The 23,985-nt window shown below is 69.9% G+C and carries 24 protein-coding genes and 1 pseudogene; 11 read left to right on the top strand and 14 right to left on the bottom strand.

The genetic code is table 11. The features are described from left to right. Positions 1-361: 361 nt before the first annotated feature. The 3 genes from ABZ919_RS13045 (at position 362) to ABZ919_RS13055 (ending at position 1,810) form a co-directional block, all read left to right on the top strand. Positions 362-742: a hypothetical protein gene (locus tag ABZ919_RS13045; protein WP_361246474.1), complete on the top strand. Its 381-nt coding sequence runs from the start codon at positions 362-364 to the stop codon at positions 740-742. Positions 743-1,094: 352 nt separating this feature from the next. Beyond that, positions 1,095-1,256 carry a peptidoglycan-binding domain-containing protein gene (locus ABZ919_RS13050; protein WP_361246476.1) on the top strand — a complete coding sequence of 54 codons (162 nt, stop codon included), beginning with the start codon at positions 1,095-1,097 and terminating at the stop codon, positions 1,254-1,256. A gap of 137 nt (positions 1,257-1,393) precedes the next feature. Then, positions 1,394-1,810, top strand: coding sequence for a hypothetical protein (locus tag ABZ919_RS13055; protein WP_361246478.1), 417 nt, complete (start codon positions 1,394-1,396; stop codon positions 1,808-1,810). A gap of 307 nt (positions 1,811-2,117) precedes the next feature. Here ABZ919_RS13055 and ABZ919_RS13060 read toward each other — a convergent pair whose 3' ends face one another. Beyond that, positions 2,118-2,363: a hypothetical protein gene (locus ABZ919_RS13060; protein WP_361246481.1), complete on the bottom strand. Its 246-nt coding sequence runs from the start codon at positions 2,361-2,363 to the stop codon at positions 2,118-2,120. A 349-nt stretch (positions 2,364-2,712) separates the two neighbouring features. Between ABZ919_RS13060 and ABZ919_RS13065 the strand changes: the two genes are divergently transcribed. After that, complete coding sequence (locus ABZ919_RS13065) at positions 2,713-3,402, top strand: HAD family hydrolase (protein WP_361246483.1); 690 nt, start codon at positions 2,713-2,715, stop codon at positions 3,400-3,402. A 781-nt stretch (positions 3,403-4,183) separates the two neighbouring features. Here ABZ919_RS13065 and ABZ919_RS13070 read toward each other — a convergent pair. The 4 genes from ABZ919_RS13070 to ABZ919_RS13085 are packed head-to-tail and all read right to left on the bottom strand — an operon-like array spanning position 4,184 to position 9,021. Continuing rightward, entirely contained in the window at positions 4,184-5,323 is a 1,140-nt protein-coding gene (locus ABZ919_RS13070; RefSeq protein WP_361246485.1) for an XdhC/CoxI family protein, read from the bottom strand. Next, on the bottom strand, positions 5,316-7,454 hold the full coding sequence (locus ABZ919_RS13075) for a xanthine dehydrogenase family protein molybdopterin-binding subunit (protein ID WP_361246488.1): 2,139 nt from the start codon (positions 7,452-7,454) through the stop codon (positions 5,316-5,318). Before ABZ919_RS13075 ends, ABZ919_RS13070 begins: the two co-directional genes overlap by 8 nt. After that, entirely contained in the window at positions 7,451-8,443 is a 993-nt protein-coding gene (locus tag ABZ919_RS13080) for a xanthine dehydrogenase family protein subunit M (protein WP_361246491.1), read from the bottom strand. Before ABZ919_RS13080 ends, ABZ919_RS13075 begins: the two co-directional genes overlap by 4 nt. Next, positions 8,440-9,021, bottom strand: coding sequence for a 2Fe-2S iron-sulfur cluster-binding protein (locus ABZ919_RS13085; RefSeq protein ID WP_361246493.1), 582 nt, complete (start codon positions 9,019-9,021; stop codon positions 8,440-8,442). Before ABZ919_RS13085 ends, ABZ919_RS13080 begins: the two co-directional genes overlap by 4 nt. A 280-nt stretch (positions 9,022-9,301) precedes the next feature. Between ABZ919_RS13085 and ABZ919_RS13090 the strand changes: the two genes are divergently transcribed. Continuing rightward, positions 9,302-9,871 carry a TetR/AcrR family transcriptional regulator gene (locus ABZ919_RS13090; protein WP_361246496.1) on the top strand — a complete coding sequence of 190 codons (570 nt, stop codon included), beginning with the start codon at positions 9,302-9,304 and terminating at the stop codon, positions 9,869-9,871. A gap of 249 nt (positions 9,872-10,120) precedes the next feature. On the opposite strand, the gene ABZ919_RS13095 is transcribed toward ABZ919_RS13090, so the two are convergent. Then, a complete protein-coding gene (locus ABZ919_RS13095; protein ID WP_361246499.1) occupies positions 10,121-10,459 on the bottom strand; it encodes a DUF6000 family protein in 339 nt (112 codons plus the stop codon). A gap of 172 nt (positions 10,460-10,631) precedes the next feature. Continuing rightward, the gene (locus ABZ919_RS13100; protein ID WP_361247080.1) at positions 10,632-11,468 is read right to left on the bottom strand and encodes a LysR substrate-binding domain-containing protein; all 837 of its coding nucleotides are present in this window, start codon (positions 11,466-11,468) and stop codon (positions 10,632-10,634) included. A 96-nt stretch (positions 11,469-11,564) separates the two neighbouring features. On the opposite strand from ABZ919_RS13100, the gene ABZ919_RS13105 reads away from it, so the two are divergent. Continuing rightward, positions 11,565-12,059, top strand: coding sequence for a cupin domain-containing protein (locus ABZ919_RS13105; protein WP_361246501.1), 495 nt, complete (start codon positions 11,565-11,567; stop codon positions 12,057-12,059). Positions 12,060-12,448: 389 nt separating this feature from the next. On the opposite strand, the gene ABZ919_RS13110 is transcribed toward ABZ919_RS13105, so the two are convergent. Next, positions 12,449-13,276, bottom strand: a complete 828-nt coding sequence (locus ABZ919_RS13110) for an alpha/beta fold hydrolase (RefSeq protein WP_361247082.1) — start codon at positions 13,274-13,276, stop codon at positions 12,449-12,451. Positions 13,277-13,470: 194 nt separating this feature from the next. Between ABZ919_RS13110 and ABZ919_RS13115 the strand changes: the two genes are divergently transcribed. Further along, positions 13,471-13,875: a helix-turn-helix domain-containing protein gene (locus tag ABZ919_RS13115; RefSeq protein ID WP_361246504.1), complete on the top strand. Its 405-nt coding sequence runs from the start codon at positions 13,471-13,473 to the stop codon at positions 13,873-13,875. Positions 13,876-14,285: 410 nt separating this feature from the next. Beyond that, positions 14,286-14,777, top strand: coding sequence for a hypothetical protein (locus tag ABZ919_RS13120; RefSeq protein WP_361246507.1), 492 nt, complete (start codon positions 14,286-14,288; stop codon positions 14,775-14,777). A gap of 2 nt (positions 14,778-14,779) precedes the next feature. On the opposite strand, the gene ABZ919_RS13125 is transcribed toward ABZ919_RS13120, so the two are convergent. Beyond that, complete coding sequence (locus tag ABZ919_RS13125) at positions 14,780-15,277, bottom strand: YbaK/EbsC family protein (protein ID WP_361246509.1); 498 nt, start codon at positions 15,275-15,277, stop codon at positions 14,780-14,782. Beyond that, on the bottom strand, positions 15,204-16,169 hold the full coding sequence (locus tag ABZ919_RS13130; RefSeq protein ID WP_361246512.1) for a DMT family transporter: 966 nt from the start codon (positions 16,167-16,169) through the stop codon (positions 15,204-15,206). The genes ABZ919_RS13125 and ABZ919_RS13130 overlap by 74 nt, the downstream gene beginning before the upstream one ends. 81 nt (positions 16,170-16,250) lie before the next feature. On the opposite strand from ABZ919_RS13130, the pseudogene ABZ919_RS13135 reads away from it, so the two are divergent. Both ABZ919_RS13135 and ABZ919_RS13140 read left to right on the top strand, forming a co-directional pair. Next, a pseudogene (locus ABZ919_RS13135) lies at positions 16,251-17,197 on the top strand (LysR family transcriptional regulator). A gap of 305 nt (positions 17,198-17,502) precedes the next feature. After that, positions 17,503-17,892 carry a hypothetical protein gene (locus ABZ919_RS13140; protein ID WP_361247124.1) on the top strand — a complete coding sequence of 130 codons (390 nt, stop codon included), beginning with the start codon at positions 17,503-17,505 and terminating at the stop codon, positions 17,890-17,892. A gap of 53 nt (positions 17,893-17,945) precedes the next feature. Here the strand turns inward: ABZ919_RS13140 and ABZ919_RS13145 are convergent, their stop codons facing one another. Further along, on the bottom strand, positions 17,946-18,368 hold the full coding sequence (locus ABZ919_RS13145) for a VOC family protein (protein ID WP_361246515.1): 423 nt from the start codon (positions 18,366-18,368) through the stop codon (positions 17,946-17,948). A 51-nt stretch (positions 18,369-18,419) separates the two neighbouring features. After that, complete coding sequence (locus tag ABZ919_RS13150; RefSeq protein WP_361246518.1) at positions 18,420-19,265, bottom strand: NmrA family NAD(P)-binding protein; 846 nt, start codon at positions 19,263-19,265, stop codon at positions 18,420-18,422. Between the two features lie 110 nt (positions 19,266-19,375). Between ABZ919_RS13150 and ABZ919_RS13155 the strand changes: the two genes are divergently transcribed. Further along, entirely contained in the window at positions 19,376-20,317 is a 942-nt protein-coding gene (locus ABZ919_RS13155) for an AraC family transcriptional regulator (protein ID WP_361246521.1), read from the top strand. Between the two features lie 170 nt (positions 20,318-20,487). Here ABZ919_RS13155 and ABZ919_RS13160 read toward each other — a convergent pair whose 3' ends face one another. Both ABZ919_RS13160 and ABZ919_RS13165 read right to left on the bottom strand, forming a co-directional pair. Beyond that, positions 20,488-22,089, bottom strand: coding sequence for a GMC family oxidoreductase N-terminal domain-containing protein (locus tag ABZ919_RS13160; protein ID WP_361246524.1), 1,602 nt, complete (start codon positions 22,087-22,089; stop codon positions 20,488-20,490). Between the two features lie 73 nt (positions 22,090-22,162). Continuing rightward, positions 22,163-23,599, bottom strand: a complete 1,437-nt coding sequence (locus ABZ919_RS13165; protein WP_361246527.1) for an aldehyde dehydrogenase — start codon at positions 23,597-23,599, stop codon at positions 22,163-22,165. Positions 23,600-23,985 lie beyond the last annotated feature (386 nt).

Here is a 23,985-nt window from a genome sequence, read left to right on the forward strand (position 1 = left end):
CAAGCCCAGCTCACCAGCAGGGATGAGCGAGCCTTGCCGCCGGCCTGCCTGCCGATGTTTGTTTCACGTTGAGACAGGGCCTGCGCAACAACCTGCCGACCCAGAACCTGGTGTTCAGCGGAAGGACCACATCGGGCTCGTGACGTCCTGCGACGACACCTACGTCTGCACGGTCGAAGGTAACCGCTCCAACCAGGTCAAGCGGCCCGAGTACTCCCGCTCCAGCCATCCGGTCTGGGGCCAGGCTACCCGGCCCGGGACCACTGACCCGCTGTCTGCGCACCTCACGGGGGTAGGTACTCGGTTCACGGGCGTTCACCCCTCAACATCCACCGGACGGAAGTACACGATGCGTCTTGGCATGACTCTGCCCTTGTCGCTGGCTGCCCTCACGATCGCCACGGGGCTGATCACCACCACGGCATCCGCCGAAGCGGCCGCCACCCCGGCCACGGTCGCAAGCGGCATCGACACGACCGTGGACGGCGGCAGCAACCTGCGCCGCGGCCCTCACCTGAACAGCCACGTGGTCGGCACCACCAAGGGGAAGAGCGAATTCGCCGTGCAGTGCTACGAGCGAGGCGACTACTACAACGACGGCAAGTACCGCACGGACTTCTGGTACTACGGCACCGTCTTCGACAAGCACGACAACCCGGAGCACGTCTACTACGGCGTCTACTCCTGGGGTGGCAACGTGAACACCCCGCACGACCCGCCGGCCGGTCTCTCCAAGTGCTAGCAGCACCGGCCGTAGCGCGCCGGGCGACCTGGTCCACGGCGGCCTCACCGGGCCCTGCGCCCGGGGAGGCCGCGGCGATCCGCCACACCAGGGCCCCGGACGGCATGCGGCCGAGCACCTCCCCTGTCCCTGACTCCAACCGCGTCGAGGTCTGTCCGCCATGGAACGTTCCGTATCGAAGCGCTCACTCGGGCAACAGGTCTTGCCGGCCGCGGCCCTCGTCTGCGCTGCACTGCTGGGGGACCCCAGCACCGCTCATGCGAACCCACCGTCCTTGTCCGTGGCGGCAACATGCCACACGGCTCACGGCCTGCCCACGGAGATCTTGCGATGGGGCAGCACCGGAAGCTGCGTGGAGTACCTGCAGGGCAAGCTCGCCGTCACAATCGACGGACTCTTCGGCCGCGAGACGTACCGCGCGGTCGTGGCCACCCAAGAGCACTGCGGGCTGCAGGCAGACGGGATCGTCGGGCCCAAGACGTGGGACGCCCTCCTGAACTGGTGCCGCGAGTAGGCCGTAGAGGGACGGCAGCATGGAAAACCGCCTCAGGTCCGGGGCCGGCGGCCGAGGACCCCGCGAGTACCTCGTCCCACCGCTGCTCTCGTAGCGCCGAGACCAGGAAAATGCCATCCACATCGCAGGGAGGGAACATGGGAAAGCAGAAGGTTGCCCGGTTATCTGTGGCTGCGGCTTTGCTCGCCGGCGGAGTCATAGCGGGCGCGACTGGGTCGGCCAATGCCTCGGACCAGCGGTCCGGCGCCACCGCCCAGAGCTGCTACGAAGGTGCCCACTACGAGATGTTCTGGGGTGTCGGCGTCGGCCGCAACGCCTTCTGGCCTGAGCAGGGGACCTACGCCACCACGACGCCGGCCTGTGCAGACATCAACGTCAGGCCCGATCGAAGCTACTCCTTCACCGTCTGTTTCAAAGCTACTGGGAGGTGCAATGGGTGGCACTACGCCCCGGCGGGACGGTGGACTGTCGTCGCCTCCCGGGTTCTGGACGGCACGAAGTTCTACCTCCAAGCAAACGAGCCGGACAGCATCGGGGCCTACCTCGCCTACTGAGGGCCCGCGGACCACATCGTGGCCGACCTCGCCGCGGCACCTCGGACGAGCCGACCCAGCACGCACGCCGATGGCCGGTACGGCGTAGGCTCATGGCATTTGCCCCCAGCGCAGCCGTCGAGGTGGAGGCGAGCGAGGTCTGCGCACCACAGGCCGGCATCCCGTAGGCCGTGGCCCGCCCGAGGAGTTCGGATGGTTGCGGGCGATCAGCCGGCCAGGTGTGTGAGCGTGCAGCGGGACTCGCCGGAGCCGATGAAGGGCTTCGCCGGTTTCCTCCGCCAGGACCTCGACGCCGTCACCGCCGGATTCACCCTGCCGTGGAGTTTCGAGCCACGAGCCTGCCGCCGGCGAAGCCGCGGCTGTCCGCGCCGACGACGGCGTGCGCCCTGACGGACTGCGAGTCGATCACACCGGCCATGGGCTGCGCGTCCCGCCCCAGCTCGTCGCGGACCCTTCCGCGCAACCGGTTGTGGAATTCCTTGAGCAGGGCGTTGTCGCGCCAGCGGCGGAAGAATGCGTAGATGCGGGCCCAGGGCGGAAAGTCGACCGGCATCGCCCTCGACTTGATCCTGTGGTCCACGAGGCAGCCGCTCGGGACCCGCTGGTTGGTGACCCCCTGTCATGGAAGGTGGCCTCTGGTCTTCCCCTCGAAGGCCGGGGGCCACCGTCGATGCCAGCCGGCTACCGCAGCCTTCACACATCGCTCTCCGCGGGACAGGCGGCCCGGCCGCCGCGTTGGCGATGGTGTTCAAGCTGGTCGAGTCCGCCCAGGAACGCTGACGGGCCATCACCGGAGCCTCCCTCGTCGCCCTGGTTCGCTCCGGCGCCAAGTTCAAGAACGGCGTCCTGGTCGAGCGCAAGGAGGCCGCCGCAGCGTGAACAGCAGGGCCTATGCTGCGGGGATGATCAAGCCCATTGAACTCGTCATATTCGACTGCGACGGCGTGCTGGTCGACAGCGAGCGCATCGCCGCTCGTGTCCAGGTCGCCCTCGGAGCCGAGCTGGGTTGGCCGCTGACCGAGGACGAGGTCGTGGACCGGTTCATCGGGCGCTCGCACGCCGCCATCCACGACCAGGTCGCCGCACAACTCGGCCCGGACACGGCCGCGATCTGGTCGGAGAGGTTCGAGCACCTCCACCGGGAGGCCGTGGACGCAGGGCTTGCCCCGGTGGACGGCTTGCCGGAAGCACTCGACGCGCTCACTCTGCCGACATGCGTCGCCTCCAGCGGCTCCCACGACAAGATGCGGCACACCCTGGGCCGCACCGGGCTCTACGAACGCTTCGCAGGCCGCATCTACAGTTCCACCGAAGTCTCCCGCGGCAAGCCCGCGCCCGACCTGTTCCTGCACGCCGCCCAGCAGATGGGCGTCGATCCCGAAGCGTGCGTGGTCGTCGAGGACAGCCAGCCCGGCGTCCGCGCTGCCCGCGCCGCCGGCATGCGAGCCTTCGGCTACGCAGGAGGGCTCACCCCGGCCGTACGCCTCGAAGGCCGCGACACCGTCGTCTTCTACGACATGCGCGAGCTGCCGCCTCTCATCGCCGAGCGGCAGCTACCTCTCCACCAGACACTGCCCAGCCACAAGATCTGACAATTGCTCGCGACTACCCAATGGATGGGCCCTGACGGCCCAGCATCCGATCAGCCGTTCGTGACCCCGGCTACCCACGAGGTCCTCAGTCTTTTCAGGAGCTCTCGCGGACTCCCGGTGAGCTGGGAGGTGCCCCTCGTGAGGGGCTCAGACCACTCACATCCTCAACCCGGACGCATACGCGCCGCCGTCAACGACACGGGGCCGGTGAGCCCGTCTGGTCAAAGGGCTCCGGGCCCGGTGGTGCCTCAGGCTTCACCAGCCCCGTACCTCACCCTTAGGTGGTGCTTACTGCCCGCCTTCCCGCGGCCGACCGGCGACGGGCCCGTGGCCTCGCCCCCCTTTTTTCACGCGGATGTGGGAGGCATCCACGCAGGCCCGGGACCAGTCCAGCTCGTCCGCCGCGTGCAGGTCGGCGAGCAGGAGACGGTGCAACTGGGCGAAGACGCGGGCCTCATCCCACCGGCCCAGCCGGCGCCAGCAGGTCTGACCCGAGCCGAACCCCGGCTCGAGCGGCAGTAGTTGTCAGCTCACGTCCTTGTAGAGGACGTACAAGATGCCCTGCAGGCACAGCCGGTCGCCCAACGGCTTCGGGCCGGGCGCCTTCTCCGGCCAGGGCGGCAGAAGGAGGCTCGAGCAGCGCCCACAAGTCGTCGTCCAGGATCCACGGCCGGTTCCTCACGTCTCACGAGCGGCGGAATCGTCGTCCTGGTCACGGCCGACCAGCACACGTCCACGAGATCGTGTTACGAGCTCTTGGTGATTCATAGGTCGGTGGAGCTTATCCTCCGGTCGCTGCGGCGGTCTGAAGGTCGCGGTGGATCGGTGTCCGGGAGCCGGTCAGCGGCACGCCGGTGCCGCCCCGCCTGGCGGCGACGATCTCCGCCGCGATCGACAGGGCGGTCTCCTCGGGCGTACGGGCGCCGAGGTCGAGGCCGATCGGAGAGCGCAGTTTGGCCAGGTCCCGGTCGCTCACGCCTTCGGACCGCAGACGCCGGTTGCGGTCCTCGTGGGTGCGGCGCGAGCCCATCGCGCCGACGAACGCCACCGGCATGCCGAGGGCCAGCTTGAGCAGGGGTACGTCGAACTTCGCGTCGTGGGTGAGGACGCACAGGACCGTGCGGGCGTCGGTTCCGGTGCGCCGCAGGTAGCGGTGCGGCCAGTCGACGACGACCTCGTCGGCGTCGGGGAAGCGGGCCCGGGTGGCGAAGACTGCTCGGGCGTCGCACACGGTCACGTGGTAGCCGAGGAACTTGCCGGCCCTCGCCAGCGCCGAGGCGAAGTCCACGGCGCCGAAGACGATCATGCGCGGTGGCGGCACGTGTGACTCGACCAGCAGGGTGAGGCCGCCGGGGCAGTGCGAGCCGTCCGCGGAGATCTCCACCGTGCCGGTGCGGCCCGCCTCCAGCAGGGCGCGGGCCTCGGCCGCCGCCGTGCGGTCCAGGTCCGGGCGGCCGCCGAGAGCGCCCTCGTGCGTGCCGTCGTGCCGCACCAGCAGGGCGCGGCCCAGGAGTTCGGCCGGGCCGCGGGCGACCCGGGCGAGAGCCGCCGGCCGGCCCTGGGCGGCGGCCGCCACGGCAGCCGCGAGGACCGGCCGGGCAGGCGCCTGGCCGGAAACCGGCGTGACCAGCACCTCGATCGTGCCGCCGCAGGTAAGGCCGACGGCGAAGGCGTCCTCGTCGCTGTAGCCGAATCGTTCGAGCACGCTCTCCCCGGTCCGCAGGGCCTCCAGGCACAGGTCGTACACCGCGCCCTCGACGCAGCCACCGGAGACCGAGCCGATGACGGTTCCCGCACCGTCCACGGCGAGGGCGGCGCCGGGACCGCGTGGTGCGCTGCCGCCGACGGCCACTACGGTGGCGACGGCGAACTCCCGGCCCTCCTCGATCCACCGGTCCAGCTCCTCGGCCAGGTCAAGCATCAAGTGCTCCCGCTGCCACGGTCAGGACCCGGTCCGGCCGGATGGGCAGGGCGCGGTGGCGCACGCCGGTCGCGTGCCAGACCGCGTTGGCGACTGCGGCCGCGGCGCCAACGATGCCGATCTCGCCGATGCCCTTGATTCCGACCGGGTCGTTCGGGTCGGTGTCGTCGATCCAGTCGGCCTCGACGTGCGGGACGTCGGCGTGGCTGGCCACGTGGTAGCCCGCGAGATCTGCGCCGACGTGGCCGCCCGAGGCGCGGTCCCGTACGGCCTCCTCGTGCAGCGCCATGGAGATGCCCCAGATCATGCCGCCCACGAGCTGGCTGCGCGCGGTGAGCGGGTTGACGATCCGGCCCGCCGCGAAGATCCCGAGCATGCGCCGCACGCGCACCTCGCCGGTGGTGACGTCCACGGCCACCTCGGCGAACTGGGCTCCGAAGGAGTGGCGCTCGGCGGGCGCGAGCGAGCCGATGGCCTCGGTGGTGTCCGACCGCACCGTGATGCCATCCGGGGGGATGTCGGCGCCCAGGCCCAGCCTGTCGCGCAGTTCCTCGGCCGCGGCCGCGACCGCCCAGGACCAGGAGCGGGTGCCCATGGAACCGCCGGCGATCATCGCCGGTCCGAAGTCGCTGTCACCGATGCGGACGCGGACCCGCTCCAGGGGCACGCCCAGCGCATCGGCGGCGACCAGAGTGAGTGCGGTACGGGCGCCGGTGCCGATGTCGGCTGCGGCGATCCGCACGGTGAAACCGCCGTCCGGGTGCGCGGTCACGGTGGCCGTGGAGGGCGCCGCGCCCGCGGGGAAGGACGCTGCCGCGGTGCCGGTGCCGAGCAGCCAGCGGCCGTCCCGGCGCAGGCCCGGGCGCGGGTCCCGGTCCGCCCAGCCGAACCTGCGGGCGCCCTCCCGGAAGCAGGCGGCCACGTTGCGGCCGGCGAAAGGCAGGCCGGAAACCGGTCCCCGCTCGGGTTCGTTGCGCAGCCGCAGCTCGACCGGGTCGATGCCGCCCTTCTCGGCGAGTTCGTCGAGGGCCGCCTCCAGCGCGAAGGAGCCCGGCGCCTCACCCGGGGCCCGCATGAACGTCGGGGTGGGCACGTCGAGCCGGACCACGCGGTTGGCGGTGTGGTGGGCGTCGGCGTCGTACATCACCCGTGCCACCCCGGCGCTCGGCTCGACGAACTCGTGCACGGTGGAGGTGAGGCTGAGGGAGCTGTGCTCCAGCGCGCGCAGCCGCCCCTCGGCGTCGGCGCCGAGCCTGACCCGCTGGATGGTGGGACTGCGGTAGCCGGCCAACGAGAACATCTGACGGCGGGTCAGGACGACTCGCACCGGGCGCTGCAGGACGGTCGCGGCCATCACGGCGGCCACCTGGTGGGCCCGTACGCCCTTGCTGCCGAAGCCGCCGCCGACATGCTCGGAGCGCACCCGAACCGACGCCGGGTCGAGCGAGAAGAGGTTCGCGAGTTCGCCGATGACCCAGGTGGCGCCCTGGTTGGAGTCGACCACCTCGAGCCGGCCGCCGTCCCAGTGGGCGGTCGCCGCGTGCGGCTCCATCGGATTGTGGTGTTCTTCGGGGGTGCGGTACTCGGCGTCCACGACGACGGCCGACGCGGCCAGTTCGGCGTCCAGATCCCCCTTCTCCGTCACGGCCGGCATGTGCCCGTCCACCGGGTAGGCGCCCGGGTGGCCCGCGCCGAAGTCGATGTCGTGGGGCTCCTGTTCGTACGTCACCACGAGCGCCTCGGCGGCCTCTCTGGCCTGCTCGGACGTCTCGGCCACGATCAGGGCCACCGGCCAGCCCAGATGCGGCACCCGGTCGTGCTGGAAGACGGCGCAGGTCGGGTCCGGCTTCATGCCCATCAGGCCGGTGTAGTCGGTGTTCACGCGCAGGGCGTTGCGGTGGTCGAGGACCGCGAGGACGCCCGGCATGGCGAGGACGGGACCGCTGTCGATGGAACGGATACGGCCACGCGCGACCGTGGAGAGCACCAGCCAGCCGTGCGCGAGGTCGGCGAAGGGGATCTCTCCGGCGTAGCGGGCCGCGCCGGTGACCTTGTCCCTGCCCTCCACGCGGGTGTGGGCGGTGCCGACGGAAGGCGCCTGCGTGTGTGTCGCGGTGGTGACGGTGGTCATCGGGCGGCCTCCTGTGCGAGTCGGGTGAGCTCGGCCACGACGAGGTTGCGCATGAGGGTCACCTTGTATCCGTTCTGGGGCAGTGGCCGCGCCGCCGCCAGTTCGGCGTCCGCCGCGGCGGTGTAGGTCCCGGCGTCGGCCGGAGCGCCGATCAGGACGCGTTCGGCGGCCAGGGCTCGCCAGGGCCGGGAGGCGACGGCCCCGAACGCCAGACGCGCGTCGCGTACGACGCCGTCCCTCACGTCGAGCGCGGCCGCGAGCGAGCCGATGGCGAACGCGTACGAGGCGCGCTCGCGCACCTTGCGGTAGCGGGAGTTGGTGGCGACCGGGACGGGCGGCAGGACGACGCCGGTGATCAGGGCGCCCGGCGGCAGGGCGGTCTCGCGGTGCGGGGTGTCGCCGACGGGCAGGTAGAAGTCCGCCAGTGGCGCCTCGCCCGGCCCGTCGGCGGTCTCGAAATGGACGACCGCGTCGAAGGCGGCGAGCGCCACGGCCATGTCGGAGGGGTGTACGGCGACGCAGTTCTCCGACGCGCCCAGGATCGCGTGGTTGCGGTGCTCGCCCTCGACGGCGGGGCAACCGCTGCCCGGGACACGCTTGTTGCAGGGCTTGGTGACGTCGGTGAAGTAGCCGCAGCGGGTGCGCTGGAGCAGGTTCCCGCCGACCGTGGCCATGTTGCGCAGCTGCCCGGAGGCACCGGCCAGCACCGCCTGGGCCAGCGCCGGGTAGCGGCGACGGACCTCGGGGTGCGCGGCCAGGTCGCCGTTGGTGACGGTGGCGCCGATGCGCAGGCCGCCCTCCGGCGTCGGCTCGATCTGATCCAGCGGAAGTTCACGGATGTCGACGAGCCGGGCAGGGCGTTCGACGCCGGACTTCATGAGGTCGACGAGGTTGGTGCCGCCGCCGAGGAAGCGGGTGTCCGGATCGGCACCGAGCAGCGCCACGGCGCCGGCGACGTCGGACGCCCGCCGATAGTCGAACTCCCTCATGCCACGGTCTCCTTCGGCTCCGTCCCGAGGCCCGCGCGCCCCGCGTCCGGCTGCGCCTCGGCCGCCTGGGCCACGGCCTCGACGATCGAGACGTAGGCGCCGCAGCGGCACAGATTGCCGCTCATGCGCTCACGGATCTCTTCGGCGGTCAGCGGCGGTGGTCCGGCCTCGGGCCGGATGTCGTCGGTGACGGCGCTGGGCCAGCCCGCCGCGTGCTCCTGGATCACCCCGATCGCCGAGCAGATCTGTCCCGGAGTGCAGTAGCCGCACTGGAAACCGTCCAGGTCGAGGAACGCCTGCTGCACGGGATGCAGCTGATCGCCCTCGGCGACGCCTTCGATGGTGGTGATCTCCCGGCCCTCGGCCGCCACGGCCAGTTGCAGGCAGGACACGGCCCGGCGGCCGTCCAGCAGGACCGTACAGGCGCCGCACTGTCCCTGGTCACAGCCCTTTTTCGAGCCGGTCAGCGCGAGGCGCTCGCGCAGTGCGTCGAGCAGGGTGGTGCGGTGGTCGACGGGCAGTGTGTACTTCTCGCCGTTGATGTTCAGGGTGATGACACTGGACGTCGATGAGGCCATGAGCAGCTTCTTTCGCATTTCCAGGGCAGATGGGGCGTTTCAGCAACCGGGATACCGGGTGGGTGCGCAGGGTGTGTGGTGCGGGACTGTGCCGCAGAGTGGGGCGGCGATGCGTGGTGCTGGAACCGAAGGGGACCGCGGACTGCCACAGGGACGCGTCCGCAGCTATCGTGTACAACAACCGGACAGCTGTCCGCTAACTGGAAAACGTAACGGACAACTGTCCGCTTAGCAAGGGCGAGGTTCGGCCACGAACCCTCAGGAAGGACGAGTGCCGCAGATGAACGACGCACCCCGGCGCTCGGACGCCCAGCGCAACCGCGAGCGCATCCTGGAGGTGGCACTCGCAGAGTTGTCCCGTTGCGCGGACACGCCACTGAGCGCGATCGCCAAGAAGGCCGGCGTCGGCCAGGGCACCTTCTACCGCAACTTCCCCAACCGCGAGGCACTCGTCCTGGAGATCTACCGGCACGAGATGCAGCAGGTCGCCGACAGTGCCGCCCACCTGCTCCGGACCCGGCCACCCGCGCAGGCCCTGCGCGGGTGGATGGACCGGCTTTCGGAGTTCGCGATGACCAAGGCCGGCCTGGCCGACGCGATCCGGCAGGTCACCAGCGCGCCAGGCAGTCCGGCGAAGCCGGCCCCCACGCCGGTGATCGAGGCGGCGAACTTGCTGCTCCGCGCCAACGAGCAAGCCGGCACCGTCCGTTCCGGCGTCACCGGGGACGATTTCCTCCTCGCTATCGCCGGCCTGTGGCAGCTCGACCCCCGCGACGACTGGCGGCCCCGCGCCACCAGGCTCCTCGACCTCGTCATGGACGGCCTGCGCACGGGAGCGCCCGGCCAGTGAGCACCGCGCCGCCGACCACCGGCGGGCGCGATCGCCAAGACCGTGACCGCCTGCACGACCGCCTGCAGCCCAAGCGGCACCACACCCTTGGGCAACCGGAGCGGCGAGAGGCTCCCGACGCGGCTGTCGCCGAGCCCCGAGTGTCATCCAGAGGATGCGGGGCACGATTGTGTCCGCGACCGGATCGGGCGAGACGATCACCGCTGCCGTGTGAGCGCTGGAGTGCCTCCCCCACCAAAGCCACTGGGGTCAGGTGTCGGCGCATTCGTCTATGACGGCGCAGGCGAGGCGGATGTCGCCCAGGTAGGTGGAGATGCCGTCATCGCCGTGCATGTGGGGCGCGTTCTGGAACCACTGCCGCCACAGGCCGCCCTCTTGGAGGAAGTGGCTGGCCCGGTCGCCATGCAGGACGGAGTCGGTGTAGGCCAGGGCACCCATGGCCGTCGGCTGGTCGTAGGCGAGGTCGGGCCGACGCAGGTAGCGATCCAGGTAAGCGGCAAGCAAGTCGGCGTCCCCTGCGGTGCCGAAACTCGCCAGTGCCACACAGCAGGCCCCGCCCGCGCAGCAGACCTCACTGTGGGACGCCACCTGGAACCGGGTCGGATGAGCAGGGTTTCGACAGCACGCAGCGTTACTGCTCCACAGAAGTTGAGCCAGAGCCCGAGAAGGAACAGCAGACGTTCACCATTTCGGGAGGCGGTCTCTGGGGCTGCGGCCGTTCGGCTTGTTCACGAGTCGCGGCGGCACCGATCGCCGGTGCTCAGTGACGGTACGCGGTCGTCGCGATCTCGATGAAGGATCGGATCAACGGGTTGGCGTCGCCCTCGTTCCACACCGCCACCACTCGGCTCGGCGGCAGGTCGATCAGCGGTACCACGGCCAGCTCCGCGGGCAGGTCGTGTCCCAGCGGGGCCAGGCCGACCGTGCCGTTCCACAGCACGGCCTGCAGGCATTCCTGGACGGCGCGCACCACTGGGCCCTCGCGCGGCCTGCCACCGTTCCAGTACGACTGCCAGACAGGGTCGGTGCCCTGCGGGAACTGGAACCAGCGGCGGTCGCTCAGCTCGGCCAGCCGCAGCCCGTCGCGGCGGGCCAGCGGATCGTCGGCGCGCAGGACCACGCCGACCGGATCGGCTCGCAGCGCACGCACCGTCAGGGCAGTCTCGTCGAACGGCGCCCGCGTCAGCGCGACGTCAACCAGTCCGGCGCGCAGTCCGCAGGTCGGGTCGGTCAGATCGGTGTCGCGGATGCGGATGTCGACGCCGGGGTGGTGTCGGCGGTAGGCGGCGGCCAGCCTGGCCACCCCCGGGTCGGTGCCGTCGCCCAGGATGCCGATGGTGATGGTCGCTACGCCGGCCGCCGCGCTCAGGCGTACCCGGACGCGGTCGGCATGGTCGAGCAGGGCCCGCGCCTCGTCGAGGAGCACCGTGCCCACCGGAGTGAGCGTGACGCCGGCAGGCGAGCGGGCGAAGAGCAGGGCCCCGACATCGGCCTCCAACTGCTTGATCGCCCGGCTCAGCGGGGGCTGACTCATGTGCAGCCGGGTGGCGGCCCGGCCGAAGTGGAGTTCCTCGGCGACCGCCACGAAGTAGCGCAGGGTCCGTAGCTCCACGCTGCAACGATACCCACGAGGTATCGGCTCGGCGGGACGGGTCTTGGACAGCCCTGGAGCCCCGGCGGTGAACTCGTGAGCATGACCGAAGAAGCGAAGACCAGCGAGCCGCAGACCCACCCCCCTGTATCCGTGATGGGTCCCGGCGATGGCGAGATGATCGTTCTGGGTACCACGCGCATGCGGGTTCTGGAGGACGGCAGCCACACCGGGCACCGCCTCGCGATCGCCGAGTCCGTCCTCGCCCCGCACACCCAGGGACCGCCGCAGCACCGCCACGCCCGACACGACGAGGGCTTCTACATCCTGTCCGGCACCGTGCGGTTCACCGTCGGGGACGAGGACTACGACGCCGCCACGGGCACGCTCGTGATGGTGCCACCCGGTACCCCGCACACCTTCGCCAACCTGACCGACCAACCCGCCGTCATGCTCAGCACATTCACCCCCGACCTGTACGTGCAGTACTTCCGGGACCTCCAGGAAGTACTCGCCAGCGGCCGGCCGCTGACGCCACAGGCCAACATCGACGCGATGAGCCGCTACGCGACCGAGCCCGCCACCGACCCCGCCTGAAGCCGACGACACAACACGGCCCCGCCACCCTCCTCTTCGACCGGCAGGGCGGTGGCGCTGCCGCCTTCCAGAGACCGGGTCCCCCGGCCGGGCCCTCACCAGGGCTCTTCTGGGAATCCGACGCCGTGATCCATCGCTGCCAATGGCCCCAGCCACATGCGCCGGACGCGCTCCCCGAGCCGACGGCAGAACATCCGTTGGCGGGCAGTGCTCGCGGCCGCCCCGCACCGCTGTCCACCCACGCCGGCTCGGCCACGGCCGGGTCCAGCCGCGCGTCGGCGACGGCCACCACCTCGGGGAAGACGACCGCGTCTCGCCCGACGATCCGCCGGCGCTCCAGGTCACCTCCGGCGTCGCCGCCCGCGCCGCCGGGGTGTGCGGTGCCGCGTTCAGGCGGCGATGTCAGCGGCCAGGAACGGCTGGAGCAGTGCGAGCAGGGCCTCAGGGCGGTCCAGCGGGATGATGTGGCCGCAGTCCTCGATGACATGGCCGGCCAGGTCGTCGGTGATCGGGCGCAACTGCTGTTCGAGCGCGGCACCGACGGGGTGTGCCCCGATGGCCATGGTGGGCATCGTGAGCCGGGCGGTCATGGTGGCGTCCCTGAGCTGCCGGGCGCTGCGCGGCAGAGCTCGGTAGTAGGAGAAGGCGCGGCGCAAGGCGTCCTGGCCGGTGTAGGCGGCGATGAACGCCTCACGGAGCGCGCCGGGTATGCCGCGACCGAGCGTGCCGTTCTCGAGGAACCAGCCGATGTACCGGTCCTCGTGGCCGGGCAGCACGGATTCCGCGAGACCGGGCTCGGAATGGAAACCGAACCACCACCGGGGTCCGCCCGCCGTGCTCTGCCCGCCGCTCGGCAAGCCGCCGAGAAGCGACTCCATCAGCACCAGGCGCCGGACGAGGCCGGGACGCCGCAGGGCGAGCAGGAAGGCGGGAGGAGCTCCGGCGTCGATACCGGCCACCGCTGCGTCCGTCGCGCCGAGCGCCTCCAGCAGGCATTCGGCGTCCCGCGCGAGCGTCGCGGCGTCGTAGCCCTTTGCCGTGGGCTCCGTGGCGGACGCAGCCTTGTCGCTGCGCAGCCACCGCATGTCCGGTGCGATCACCCGGTGGTGCCGGGCCAGCGGGCCGATGACCGCCCGCCACACCTGCCAGGTGTGCGGAAAGCCGTGCAGCAGCAGGAGGGCGGGGCCTTCGCCGGCGAGGGCCACCTCAACGGCCATGCCGCCTGCGGCGACGGTCCGGATCTCCACGTCCGGATCGAGGTCCGAACCCGCGGTACGGCGGGCGGGCGACGGCATGGGCGGGTGGGGCATCACATCAGCTCCCTTGTAGTAACGAATGGTTACAAGCTGAAGATAGGTGACTAGGATGGGCGCACCAAAACGGCACTTTCCCGAAAGGTGGTGAGCTCCGGGTGACCACCCCTCCCACGGTTCCCGATGCCGCGCGCGGGGACCTCTTCGATCCGGACTGCCCGACGCGTCGGCTGCTCGACAGGATCGGTACGAAGTGGACGTCCATGGCGATCAAGGTGTTGTCCGAGGCTGCTCCGCAGGAGGTGCGGTTCGCCGAGTTGCAGCGCAGGATGCCGGGCGTGTCGCAGAAGATGCTGTCGACCACTCTGCGGAGCCTCACTCACGACGGCCTGGTCTCCCGCCGTGTCGAGGCGACCGTCCCTCCGCGCGTGCACTACCGGATCACCGGACTGGGGTTGTCTCTGGAGGTGGCACTCGCCGCGCTCCGCTCCTGGGCGGAGGAGCACATGGCCGAGATCGACGCCCATCGCCGTACCGAGCCGGACGGAACCGGCGAGAACTGAATCCGCTGCGTACATGGGCCTCTTCGGCGACCCGGGCCACCCGGAGTGGGCGACGGCCTCAACGCCGAAGGGGGTCATCAGATGGACGCGGCTACGGCTCGCTCCCCCACCCGGCCAGCTGCGGTCACTGACGGTCCCTAACCCCACTTACGCGATCAGCGCCGCGCTTCAGCATGCTCACCGGGCCTTCGACCAGTGTTCCTGATCGGCGCCTACGACGTGATCATTCGCGCCCGCGGCGCAGTGACCACCCACCCACCGTGCTGGACCCGCGAACCGAGTCGTTCGGTCCTGCACACATGGCAGCCGCAGCCGATGCCCTTCATCTGCGTCTGTGGAGCAACCCGCCGTTCACAGCTGCGGGGAACGCCACTCCGGGGGCGACACAGGACGGGCCCAGCGGCCAGCTCATGGACGTCTACCAGCCAGCAGACACGTCGGGGCCTGTTCCCGCGCTGCTGCTATGGCACGGCCGGGGCCCCGATGAAAGGGACGTCCTCGCGCCAGTTGCACGCGCTGCAGCGGCGCTGGGCGTCATTGTCCTGGTGCCGGACTGGCGCCGCGACGCCCTGGATGGTGGGCGAACACATCTGGGGGAGTCAGCCCTCTTCGCGCGGCAGAGCGTGTCTGACTTCGGCGGGGATCCCGAGCAGATCGCGCTCGCCGGCTGGTCACTGGGTGGCAAAGCTGCGGTGGGTGACACAGCTCTCAAGGAACGGGGCTGGCAGGTGTCGCTCGACGAGGTCGCGACGGATCACGCCGGCGTCATCACGACCGAGTTCGTTCCCGAGCATGACCGCTGCCTGCCCAGCACCGCCGACCCTGCCGTCGAAACGGGGGCACGGACCGCCGGAGTACTGGCCCAGGCATCCGGAATCACTGCTTACGATCGCCACGTCTGATGTCAGTTCGATACGGGACTGGTGATGCGTTCGATGCGCGGCTCGGCGAGCCTGGTGTAGTCCGCGCCGGAGATGGCCAGCGAGCGGTCAAGGCGGGCGGCGTTGAAGTAGAGGCAGGGCTGGGCAATGACGTCCGGGTCTGCGACGAGTTCAAGTTCGGGGTCGAAGCTGAAGGGCAGGACGGTGCCGGGAACGGCGTGGGCCAGTCGCTCGGCCGTGGCTGCGTCGCAGAAACCGACGTAGCGGGCTGCGAACAGGGTACGGATGGCGTTGAGGTCCACACGCCGGTCGCCGGGGACGACCGCGAGCACGTAGCGAGTGACCCGTCGGTCGATCTTGACGATCAGGATGAGGCATTTCGCGGCTTGCGACACCGGGTGTCCGCGCAGTGCACTGACCGCTTCGGTTGTGCCTTCCGGTTCGTGGTCAATGAGTTTGTACACGGTTGCGGTGCTGTCGAGCAGGTTGATCAGACGCTGGTAGGTGTCGTTGTCCGGCATGGGGCCCCTCTTTGTCGGTGGTGCGGTGGATGCGTTCGATGCTCTGTCCCCAGTACGTTCCGGTGACCATGAGCGCCGCCCCGAGGGCGGCAAGGACGGAGAACTTTTCGCCGCCGAGGCCGATGCCGACCGCGACGGCCCAGACCGGTTCGGTGCCCAGCAGCAGGCTGGCCCGGCTTGCGGAGCTGTTCTGTACCGCCCAGGTCTGGGCGAGGAAGGCGAACACGCTGCAGAACAGGGCGAGATAGACGAGCCGGCTCCAGACCGCGGCATCGATCTGAGTCAGCCTCGGCAGGCCACTTGAGGCCGGCACGGCGAACAGCGCCGAGCCGACGGCCGTCTGGACGGCCGTGAGGCGCAAGGGCCGGAGAACGCGGCCCTTCGTCAGTCGCCCCACGAGCGCAACGTGCACGGCGCGCACCACCGCGGCGGCGAGCATCAGCAGGTCGCCGATCCGGGGAGTCCGGAAGCCGCTGCCGGACATGAGCAGTGTGACGGCCAGCAGGCACACGCCTGTTGCGGCGAAGAAGCGCGGGGGCAGTCGGCCGTTGCCTGCCGTGCGGTCCAGCAGCGGGGTGAGCACGATGGTGAGGCTGATGATCAGGCCGGCATTGGCCGCGCTGGTGTGCGCGACGCCGTACGTCTCGAGAACCAGGACAGCAGCCTGGGTGACCCCCAAGAGGGACCCGACACGCACCTCGTCTCGCGTGTAGCGCCCCTCTTGGCGAACGGTGGCGAGGGCGAAGCAGGCGATCGCCGAGATCGCATACCGCGCGAACAGCACTACCAGGACGGGCAGGGCGTAGGTGGCCGTCTTCGCGGCCAGGTAGCTGGAGCCCCAGACGATGGCGACAAGGAGAAGCACTGCGTCAGTGCGGCGGGCGTGGAACACCCCCCTACGCTGCACTGCTTCCACCCTGAAGCCAAAGACGAGGTTCTTAAACAATCTTGAAGCATCACTACACTGAGAGTGGTGAACGAACGACAGTTGCAGATCTTGCGAGAGCTCGGCGAACTGGGAAGCGTCACCGCGACCGCCGAGGCGTTGTTGATGACCCCCTCGGCGGTCTCCCAGCAGCTACGACTGCTGCAACGCTCGATCCCCGTCCCGCTCACGGAGCGTGACGGACGGCGGTTGGTGCTCACTGATGCCGGGCAAGCCCTGGCCGGCGCGGCCATCGAGGTGGAGACCGCGCTGGCCAGGGCACGGCACACCATCGAGGAGTTCGTCGGCCGGCCGGACGCGAGTGTGTCGGTGGCGGCTTTCCACAGCGCGGCCGCGGCATTCTTCCCCCTGCTGCTGCTTGCCCAGACCGGCCCCGGGCACCCGCAGCTCTCGCTCGCCGACGAGGACGTCGCGCAGGACCACTTCCCGCGGCTGACCCGGGCCTACGACCTCGTACTCGCCCACCGTCTCGACCAGGCGCCACCGTGGCCGGCCACGGTCACCACCAACACGCTGCTGGCGAACCGCTGGACATCGCCCTCCCTGCCGACCACCCCTTGGCCGCCAAACGACGCCTCACCCCGCGAGACGTCGCCGATCAACCCTGGATCACCGTTCACGACGGCTTCCCGCTGATGGCCACCATCGACGCCATCGCGACCGCCGCGAACCGGCGGCTCAACATCGTCCATCGCATCAACGAATTCACGGTGGTCGCCGAAGCCGTAGCCGCCGGAGGCGGCCTGGCCCTGATGCCCCGCTGGACCACGCGTCCGCACCCCGCACTGATCCTCAGACCGCTCAGCGGCGTGCACACCCGACGCCACATCGACGTGCTCCACCGCCCCGAACGTGCCGCACGGCGAGCCGTACGAAGGGTGCTCACCGAACTCCACCATGCAGCCGCGACGATCCAGAACCGAGACGTCAACGCCGGTTCCCTTGCGAAAGAGACAGTCCCTGACGGAGTCTGAAGCGGCGAGGTGCCATCTGGGCCCCCGCGTCCTGGTGGACTTCCCCGACCACCGCCAGGATCTCGGCGGTCATCTCTGCCACCTCCGGGACCATCGGCCCTCGTAGCCGCGCTCCCGGCACCAGCCGAGCCGGGACCGCACCGCCGCCCGGCGGAAGTTCCAGGTGTCGACCGCTGCGGTGCCCCAGAGCAGTTCGAGGGCCTCGCCGTTCTCGTCGTCCGCGCGACCGACACCAGCGGCCGGGCCTCGCCGAGCCGTTCAGCGGTCTTGCCACCCCGATCCCGTAGTTGCGGACCGTGTTCCGATTGCCGAGCGAGCCGAGGAACACGTCCGGCGCCGCACGGACGGTCTACGCCAACCCCGACCTGCCGCAGGGCGCGGTCGACCGGGACGCGTACGTGGCGTGCGTGCTGGAGCAGCTGCACCGGGCCCTGAACAACCGCGACGTGTTCGCCGCCCCGTCGCACCGCTGGTCCAACCCGCGGGCCCGCCTGCTGGCGGGCGCCGAGTGGGACGGCGGGTTCGAGGACGTCCTGGCGGACATCGCCCGCCTGTCCCCGCTCCGGCACCGCAACCTGAACCTGCTCGGCCGCTGCAGCTTCAACGCCTCCGACCCGGCCGCCGGCGCCCTGCGCCCGCTGCGTGACCCGGACGCGCCCGACCTGGAGGGGGACGACGGTGGCGGCCACGGCTGAGCAACATCCGCCGTACGCCTCCCTCTCAGGAGAGACGGCGGGGCAACTACCAGTCAGGCTGGGCGCTTTGGATTGATGGCCTTGTTGACGATCTCGAGACGGTTGCCGTCGAGGTCAGTGACATTCGCTGCGTAGTATCCGGGGCCGAAGTGCGGACGCGGACCGGCTCCGCCATCATCGTGGCCGCCGGCAGCTAGGGCGGCGGAGTAGGTCGCGTCGACTTCGTCCGGGCTGTCGGCGGCCAGGCCGAGGTAGAGGCCGGTCTCGCCTGGCTGCCGCTCACGCAGCCAGATGCTGGCGCCGATGGCCTTACCCGATCCGTAGACCCGGTCGCCGAGTCCGAAGAGGCTGGGGATACCCGGAGTGTCCGATTCGTAGGAGCCGATCTCTTTCCATCCGAGCGGCTTGAGCGCCGCGAGGTAGAAGGCGCTCGCGCGGCCGAGGTCACTCACCGTGATGTAGACGTGGTCGATCATTGCAGTGTCTCCTACGGTTCTGTTCGATAGTTGTGGATCCCACCGAGCCGGTCACGAGGCGGCCCAGACGTGTGCGTTGCGCCTGGCGAACTCGCCGAAGGCGGTGGCCGGCCGGCCGGTGACCTTCTCGATGTCGTCGGAGGGCGTGGCTCCGTTGCCGTCGATGATGGCGCCGGTGAGCCAGCGCATCATCACCGCGAAGTCGGCAGGGATGCCCGCGGCGAGGAGGGCGCTGATCCACGCCTCCTGGTCGATGTCGTGGTAGGAGACGGGGCTGCCACTCACGGCGGCGATGGTGTCTGCGACCTCGCGGAACGTGAGGGCCCGCGGGCCGGTGAGTGCATAGGTGGCGCCCGCATGGGCCTCGGGGGCCAGCAGCGTCTCGGCCGCTACCGCCGCGATGTCGGCCGCATCGACGAAGGCCTCGCGACCACCGGCGCTCGGCGCCGTCAGCACTCCGTCGATGACCGGGAGGTGGTCGTCGGCGAAGTTCTGCATCACCCACGCGGGGCGCAGCACCGCGTGGGTGATGCCGGGCCGGGAGGCCAGGTCGGCCTCGATCGCCGCGATGTCGACGCCCGCCGGCGCCTGGTCGGCGTTGTAGACGCTCAGGTAGGTGACGTGGCGCACCCCGGCCGCCTCGGCGAGGTCCAGGAAGGCGCCGACCTGGGCGGCGTAGCTCAGGCGCAGGGTGGGGGTCACCAGGTAGAGGCGGTCGACGCCGGACAGGGCACCGGGGTGGGTGGCCGGATCGTCCCAGTCGAACCGGACGTCCGCTCCGCTGCGCGCCGCGGCCCGGGGGACGACCCCTCGCTGGCCGAGCCCGTCGGCCAGCAGCGAACCAGTCCGGCCGGTGCCGCCCAGGATGAGTGCGGTGGGAGGTGTCTCGCTGTTCATGACTCCATGCTCACCGCCTGGAGCACGACATTCCATGTGCCCAGCGCTCAACTCTTTACGCGATGCTCTCATGCCTTGACCCTGATACTCGTACTGAGCAAGCTGATCCCATGGACCTGCTGTCTGATCACCTGGTCCGTGCGCGCGCCACAGGCGCGGTGTTCGCCCGGACGGTCGCCGAACCACCGTGGGGACTGCATCTCGGCGGTTCGACTCAGCTGTCGGTGCACACCGTCGTCCGTGGCCGCGGCTACCTCTGGCTGGACACCCCCGGCAGCGCCGTGGAACTCATACCGGGGAGCGTCACGCTGGTGCGCGGCGGGCCGCACCACTACATCGGGCATGAGCCGGGTGCCGCATGCCTGGAGCCGGAGGAGTTCCGGGCCCGCCACACCCGGACGAGCCCCGAGGACAACCCGCAGGCCACGGTGTTCCTGTGCGGCGCCTACCAGTTCTCCGGCGAGGTCGGCAGCGGACTCCTTGACGCACTGCCCCAGGTCCTGACCCTCTCGGCGGCCGACGACGATCCCCTGCGGGACGTGATCACTTTGCTCTCCCGGGAACTGGTCCGGAACGAACTCGCCCAGCAGATCGTCCTGGATCGTCTCCTTGACCTGCTTCTCGTCCTGGCCATCCGCTGCGACTTCCGCCGCAGCGCGACCGCACCCCGCTGGTACCGGGCAGCTGCGGACCCGCGCCTTGCCGCCGCACTCCAGGCCATGCACGAGAATGCGGCTCACCCGTGGACGGTCCCCGAACTCGCCGCAATCAGCGGTCTGTCCCGGGCCGCCTTCGCACGGGTGTTCCGGGAGGCGCTCGGTCAGGCCCCCATGCAGTACCTGACCGAATGGCGCATGACCGTCGCCCGGGACCACCTGCGCGCCGACGATCTCACCCTGCCCCAGATCGCCGACGCCGTCGGCTACGGCTCGCCCTTCGCCTTCGCCGCCGCCTTCCGCCGCCATCACGGACAACCACCCGGAACCTGGCGACAGAGGGAACGAGCGACCGCAGAAACTCGACTGCTCACCAACACCCACCCCGGCCCGTGAGCGTTGCCCTGTCGGTGCCGTCATTTACCGACGGGGGGACCTGACAGGTCCGTCCGAATCCTGTCGACCGAGGCAAGTACGGCTCGAAGGTTCACCTGATCACCGAGCGGACCAGGCCCCCGACGCGAGCCCGGCGAACTGAGCTGCCAAGGGCTTCAGCAACGTCGAGTTCAGTGAGGCCGCTCCCCGATCCGCTCCGCAGCCTTTTCGGCGATCATGATCGTGGGTGCGTTGGTGTTCCCACTGATGACAGTCGGCATGACCGAGGCGTCGACGACACGGAGACGCTCGACTCCGTGGACCTCCAGGTCCGAGTTGACGACGGAGTCGTGTCCGGTTCCCATGGCACAGGTTCCCACTGGGTGATACGCCGTGGCACTCCATCTGCGGACGTGCTCTTCGAGAGCCGCGTCGTCCAGACAGTCCGGGTCACTGGCCGGCAGGTACGACCGCCCCAGGTATTCGGCGAACGGTGCGCAGCGGGCGATGCCTATGACCGCTCTGAGTGCGGCGACCATGACCGACGCATCGGCGGGCACGTCGTAGTACCGGGGATCGATCAGCGGTGGGGCCTGCGGATCAGGCGATGCCAGACGGACGGTGCCGCGGGTCTGCGGGTGCAGGGGGACGCAGTTCATCGTGAACACCGGCCGGTCAGGTTCTTCCTCACCGCTGAGGATGAGTGCCGTGGCCCCTCCCACCAGCTGGACGTCAGGACGGCCTTGGTCGTCCGCGACGTCGAGGAACGCGCCGACCTCGCCGTAGTTGGAGGCGAAGGGCCCGTCGCCGTGTGCGCGCCAGCGTTCGAGGTTGTCCGGGGTGAGCAGGTCCCGGACGATGTCAGTGGAGTTCCGGGTCTCCCACACGACGGGAGCCATCAGATGGTCCTGCAGGTTGCGCCCGACCCCGGGCAGCGGGACTCGGACCTCGATCCCCACATCGTGCAGCTCATCGGGATCGCCTATGCCCGACAGGAGCAGCAGCTGGGGCGAGTTGATGGATCCGCCGCAGACGAGAATCTCCCTGTCGGCGTGAACCGTCCGTTTCTGTCCGTCCCACAGATAGGTGACACCGGCCGCGCGTGATCCGTCGAGTGTGATCCTTGTTGCCAGGGCGTCGGTGCGTACCACGAGATTGGGTCGGCCAAGGGCCGGGCGCAGATAGGCGTCGGCCGTGGACCACCGTCGCCCGTGATGGCATGTCACCTGGTACAGGCCGGCGCCGGCGGGGGACGCACCCGCGAAGTCGTCGTTGCGGTCCAGTCCCCATTCCACGGCGGCGTCCAGCCAGGATCGTGAGAGTTCGTGGGTGTAGACGCGGTCCTCGACGTACAGGGGTCCGTCCGAACCGTGGTAGGGCTCGCCGAGGCGGCGGTTCGACTCGGACTTCATGAAATAGGGTAGGACGTCGTCGTAGCCCCAGCCTTTCGCACCGTGCTCATCACGCCAGCTGTCGTAGTCGTGCCGGTTGCCCCGGGTGTAGATCATGACGTTGGTGGATGATGAGCCGCCCAGTGTCTTGCCCCGGGGCCAGGAGAAGGTGCGCCCCGGCTGGGGCTGCTCGACCGTGCGGTAGCTCCAGTCGGTATGCGATCCGAAGAGCATTCCGAGCGCGGCTGGGATGTGGATGAGTTCGTCGGTGTCGGGGCCGCCCGCTTCGAGGAGCAGTACCCGAACGCGGTCGTCGTGGCTCAGGCGGTCCGCGAGTACGCAACCGGCGCTGCCTGCGCCCACGATGACGTAGTCGAATCCTTCGGTTCCGGTGGAAGTCATGCTGGTTACCTCGCCCGGCGAGCGACCGTCGCCCGGAATCGCCCGGGCCGGGCGGCGGATGCCGGCTGTCGCATCAGGGGTGGTAGATCGATTGGAGCTGCTGGTACGCCTGGAGACCCTCGGGCCCCAGTTCGCTGCCGAGTCCGCTGGCCTTCCTGCCCCCATAGGGGGAGGTGAGGTCGGGAAGGTAACCGTTGAGCCCGACGGTGCCGGTCCTCAAACGGCGGGCCACGTGGGCACCATGGTCCAAGTCCGTGGTCCAGACGGTGCCGGCGAGGCCGTAGGCCGACTCGTTCGCCAGGCGCACTGCCTCGTCCTCGCTGTCGTAGGGCGTGATCGTGAGGACCGGGCCGAAGATTTCTTCCTGTGCGATGGTCGAGGCGTTGTCGACGTCGGCGAATACGGTGGGTTCGACGAACCAGCCTCGATCGAGGTGGGGTGGCCGGCCTCCTCCGGTGGTGAGCCGAGCCCCTTCGTTGAGGCCGGTCTTGATGTAGCCCAGGACCCGTTCGCGTTGGCGTCGGCTGACGAGCGGGCCGATCTGGGTGCCGGGGTCGAGCGCGTCACCGACGACGGCGTCACGGGCCGTCGCCGTACAGAACTCGACGACTTCCCGATGCCTGCTGCGGGGGGCCAGGATCCTGGTACTCGCGTAACAGGTCTGACCGTTGTTCAGCAGACTGGCCATGAAGAACTGCTCTGCGTTCGCGGCGAGGTCGGCGTCGTCGAGGACGACGGCGGCGGACTTGCCTCCCAGTTCAAGCGTCACCGGCCGCAGCAACTCGGCGCAGGCGGCAGCCACTTGGCGTCCTGCTCTGGTGGATCCGGTGAACGACACCTTGTCGATGTCAGGATGGGAGACCAGATGGGCGCCGGTGTCGCGGCCGCCCGGAACGATGTTGATCACGCCGTCGGGGATGCCCGCTTCCTCGACGGCCTCCGCCAGCAGCACCGAGTCGAGGACCGTCTCCGGAGCCGGCTTGAGGACGAGCGCGCAACCGGCTGCCAGGGCCGGGGCCACCTTGAAGAAGGCGATGGTCTGAGGGAAGTTCCAGGTCATGATGGCGGCTACGACGCCTGCGGGTTCCCGCCGGACCAGGGTGGTGCCACGGGGCAGTCCGGCACGCAGTTCCTCGGACGTCATGCTGTCGGCCAGAGCCGCGTAGTAGCGCAGCAGGGCTGACGGCACCACACCTTCGAAGGACCGGGCGACAGTGATCGGCATGCCGTTCTGCGCGCTGACGGCGACGGAGGTCGCCCCCTTCCTGGCATCGAGCGCATCCGCGAGACGGATCATGGCGGCCGCGCGGTGTTCAGGGTCCCAGAAGGCCCAGCCGGCCGGTGCGTCGAATGCGGCACGAGCGGCTCCGACCGCCCGGTCGATGTCGCCTTGGGAACCGTCCGGCACAGCACCGAGATGATCGCCGGTACTCGCGGATACGACGTTGATGGCACGGTCACCGGACGCGTGCACCCAGCGTCCGCCGATGAACAGGTGGAGGGGATCCATGGTGAACTCTCCCCACGGCATGGCCTGTGGGGCCACGACACTCCGTGGTGTTCGATACGTGGATGACCAGCGAGCACGGCGGTGCTCAGCGCGGCACGCAGGCCGCTGCCGGTCATGACTTTCCTGCGCGGTGGCCCGGCGCGTCGAACCTGCGGATGGGCCACATCTGCGACGCCCCTGCGGCTGGTACCGGCCCTGGGGGGACTATTCATGGTTCACGACTGAGTACAGTCGACATTACACCCATCTGGGGTAATCTGTCACCAGATGGGCGAAATGCGGTGGAAATGCCACGGCCGCCGCGGACGAGGGGCAGACTGACGGCTCACATTCCCCTACGAGGCCACTGAGCATCGCGGTCGGCAGACGGGGCCGGTGCGGAACCT

Origin of the sequence: Streptomyces sp. NPDC046759 (assembly GCF_040645475.1) — a bacterium.
Taxonomy (GTDB): domain Bacteria; phylum Actinomycetota; class Actinomycetes; order Streptomycetales; family Streptomycetaceae; genus Streptomyces.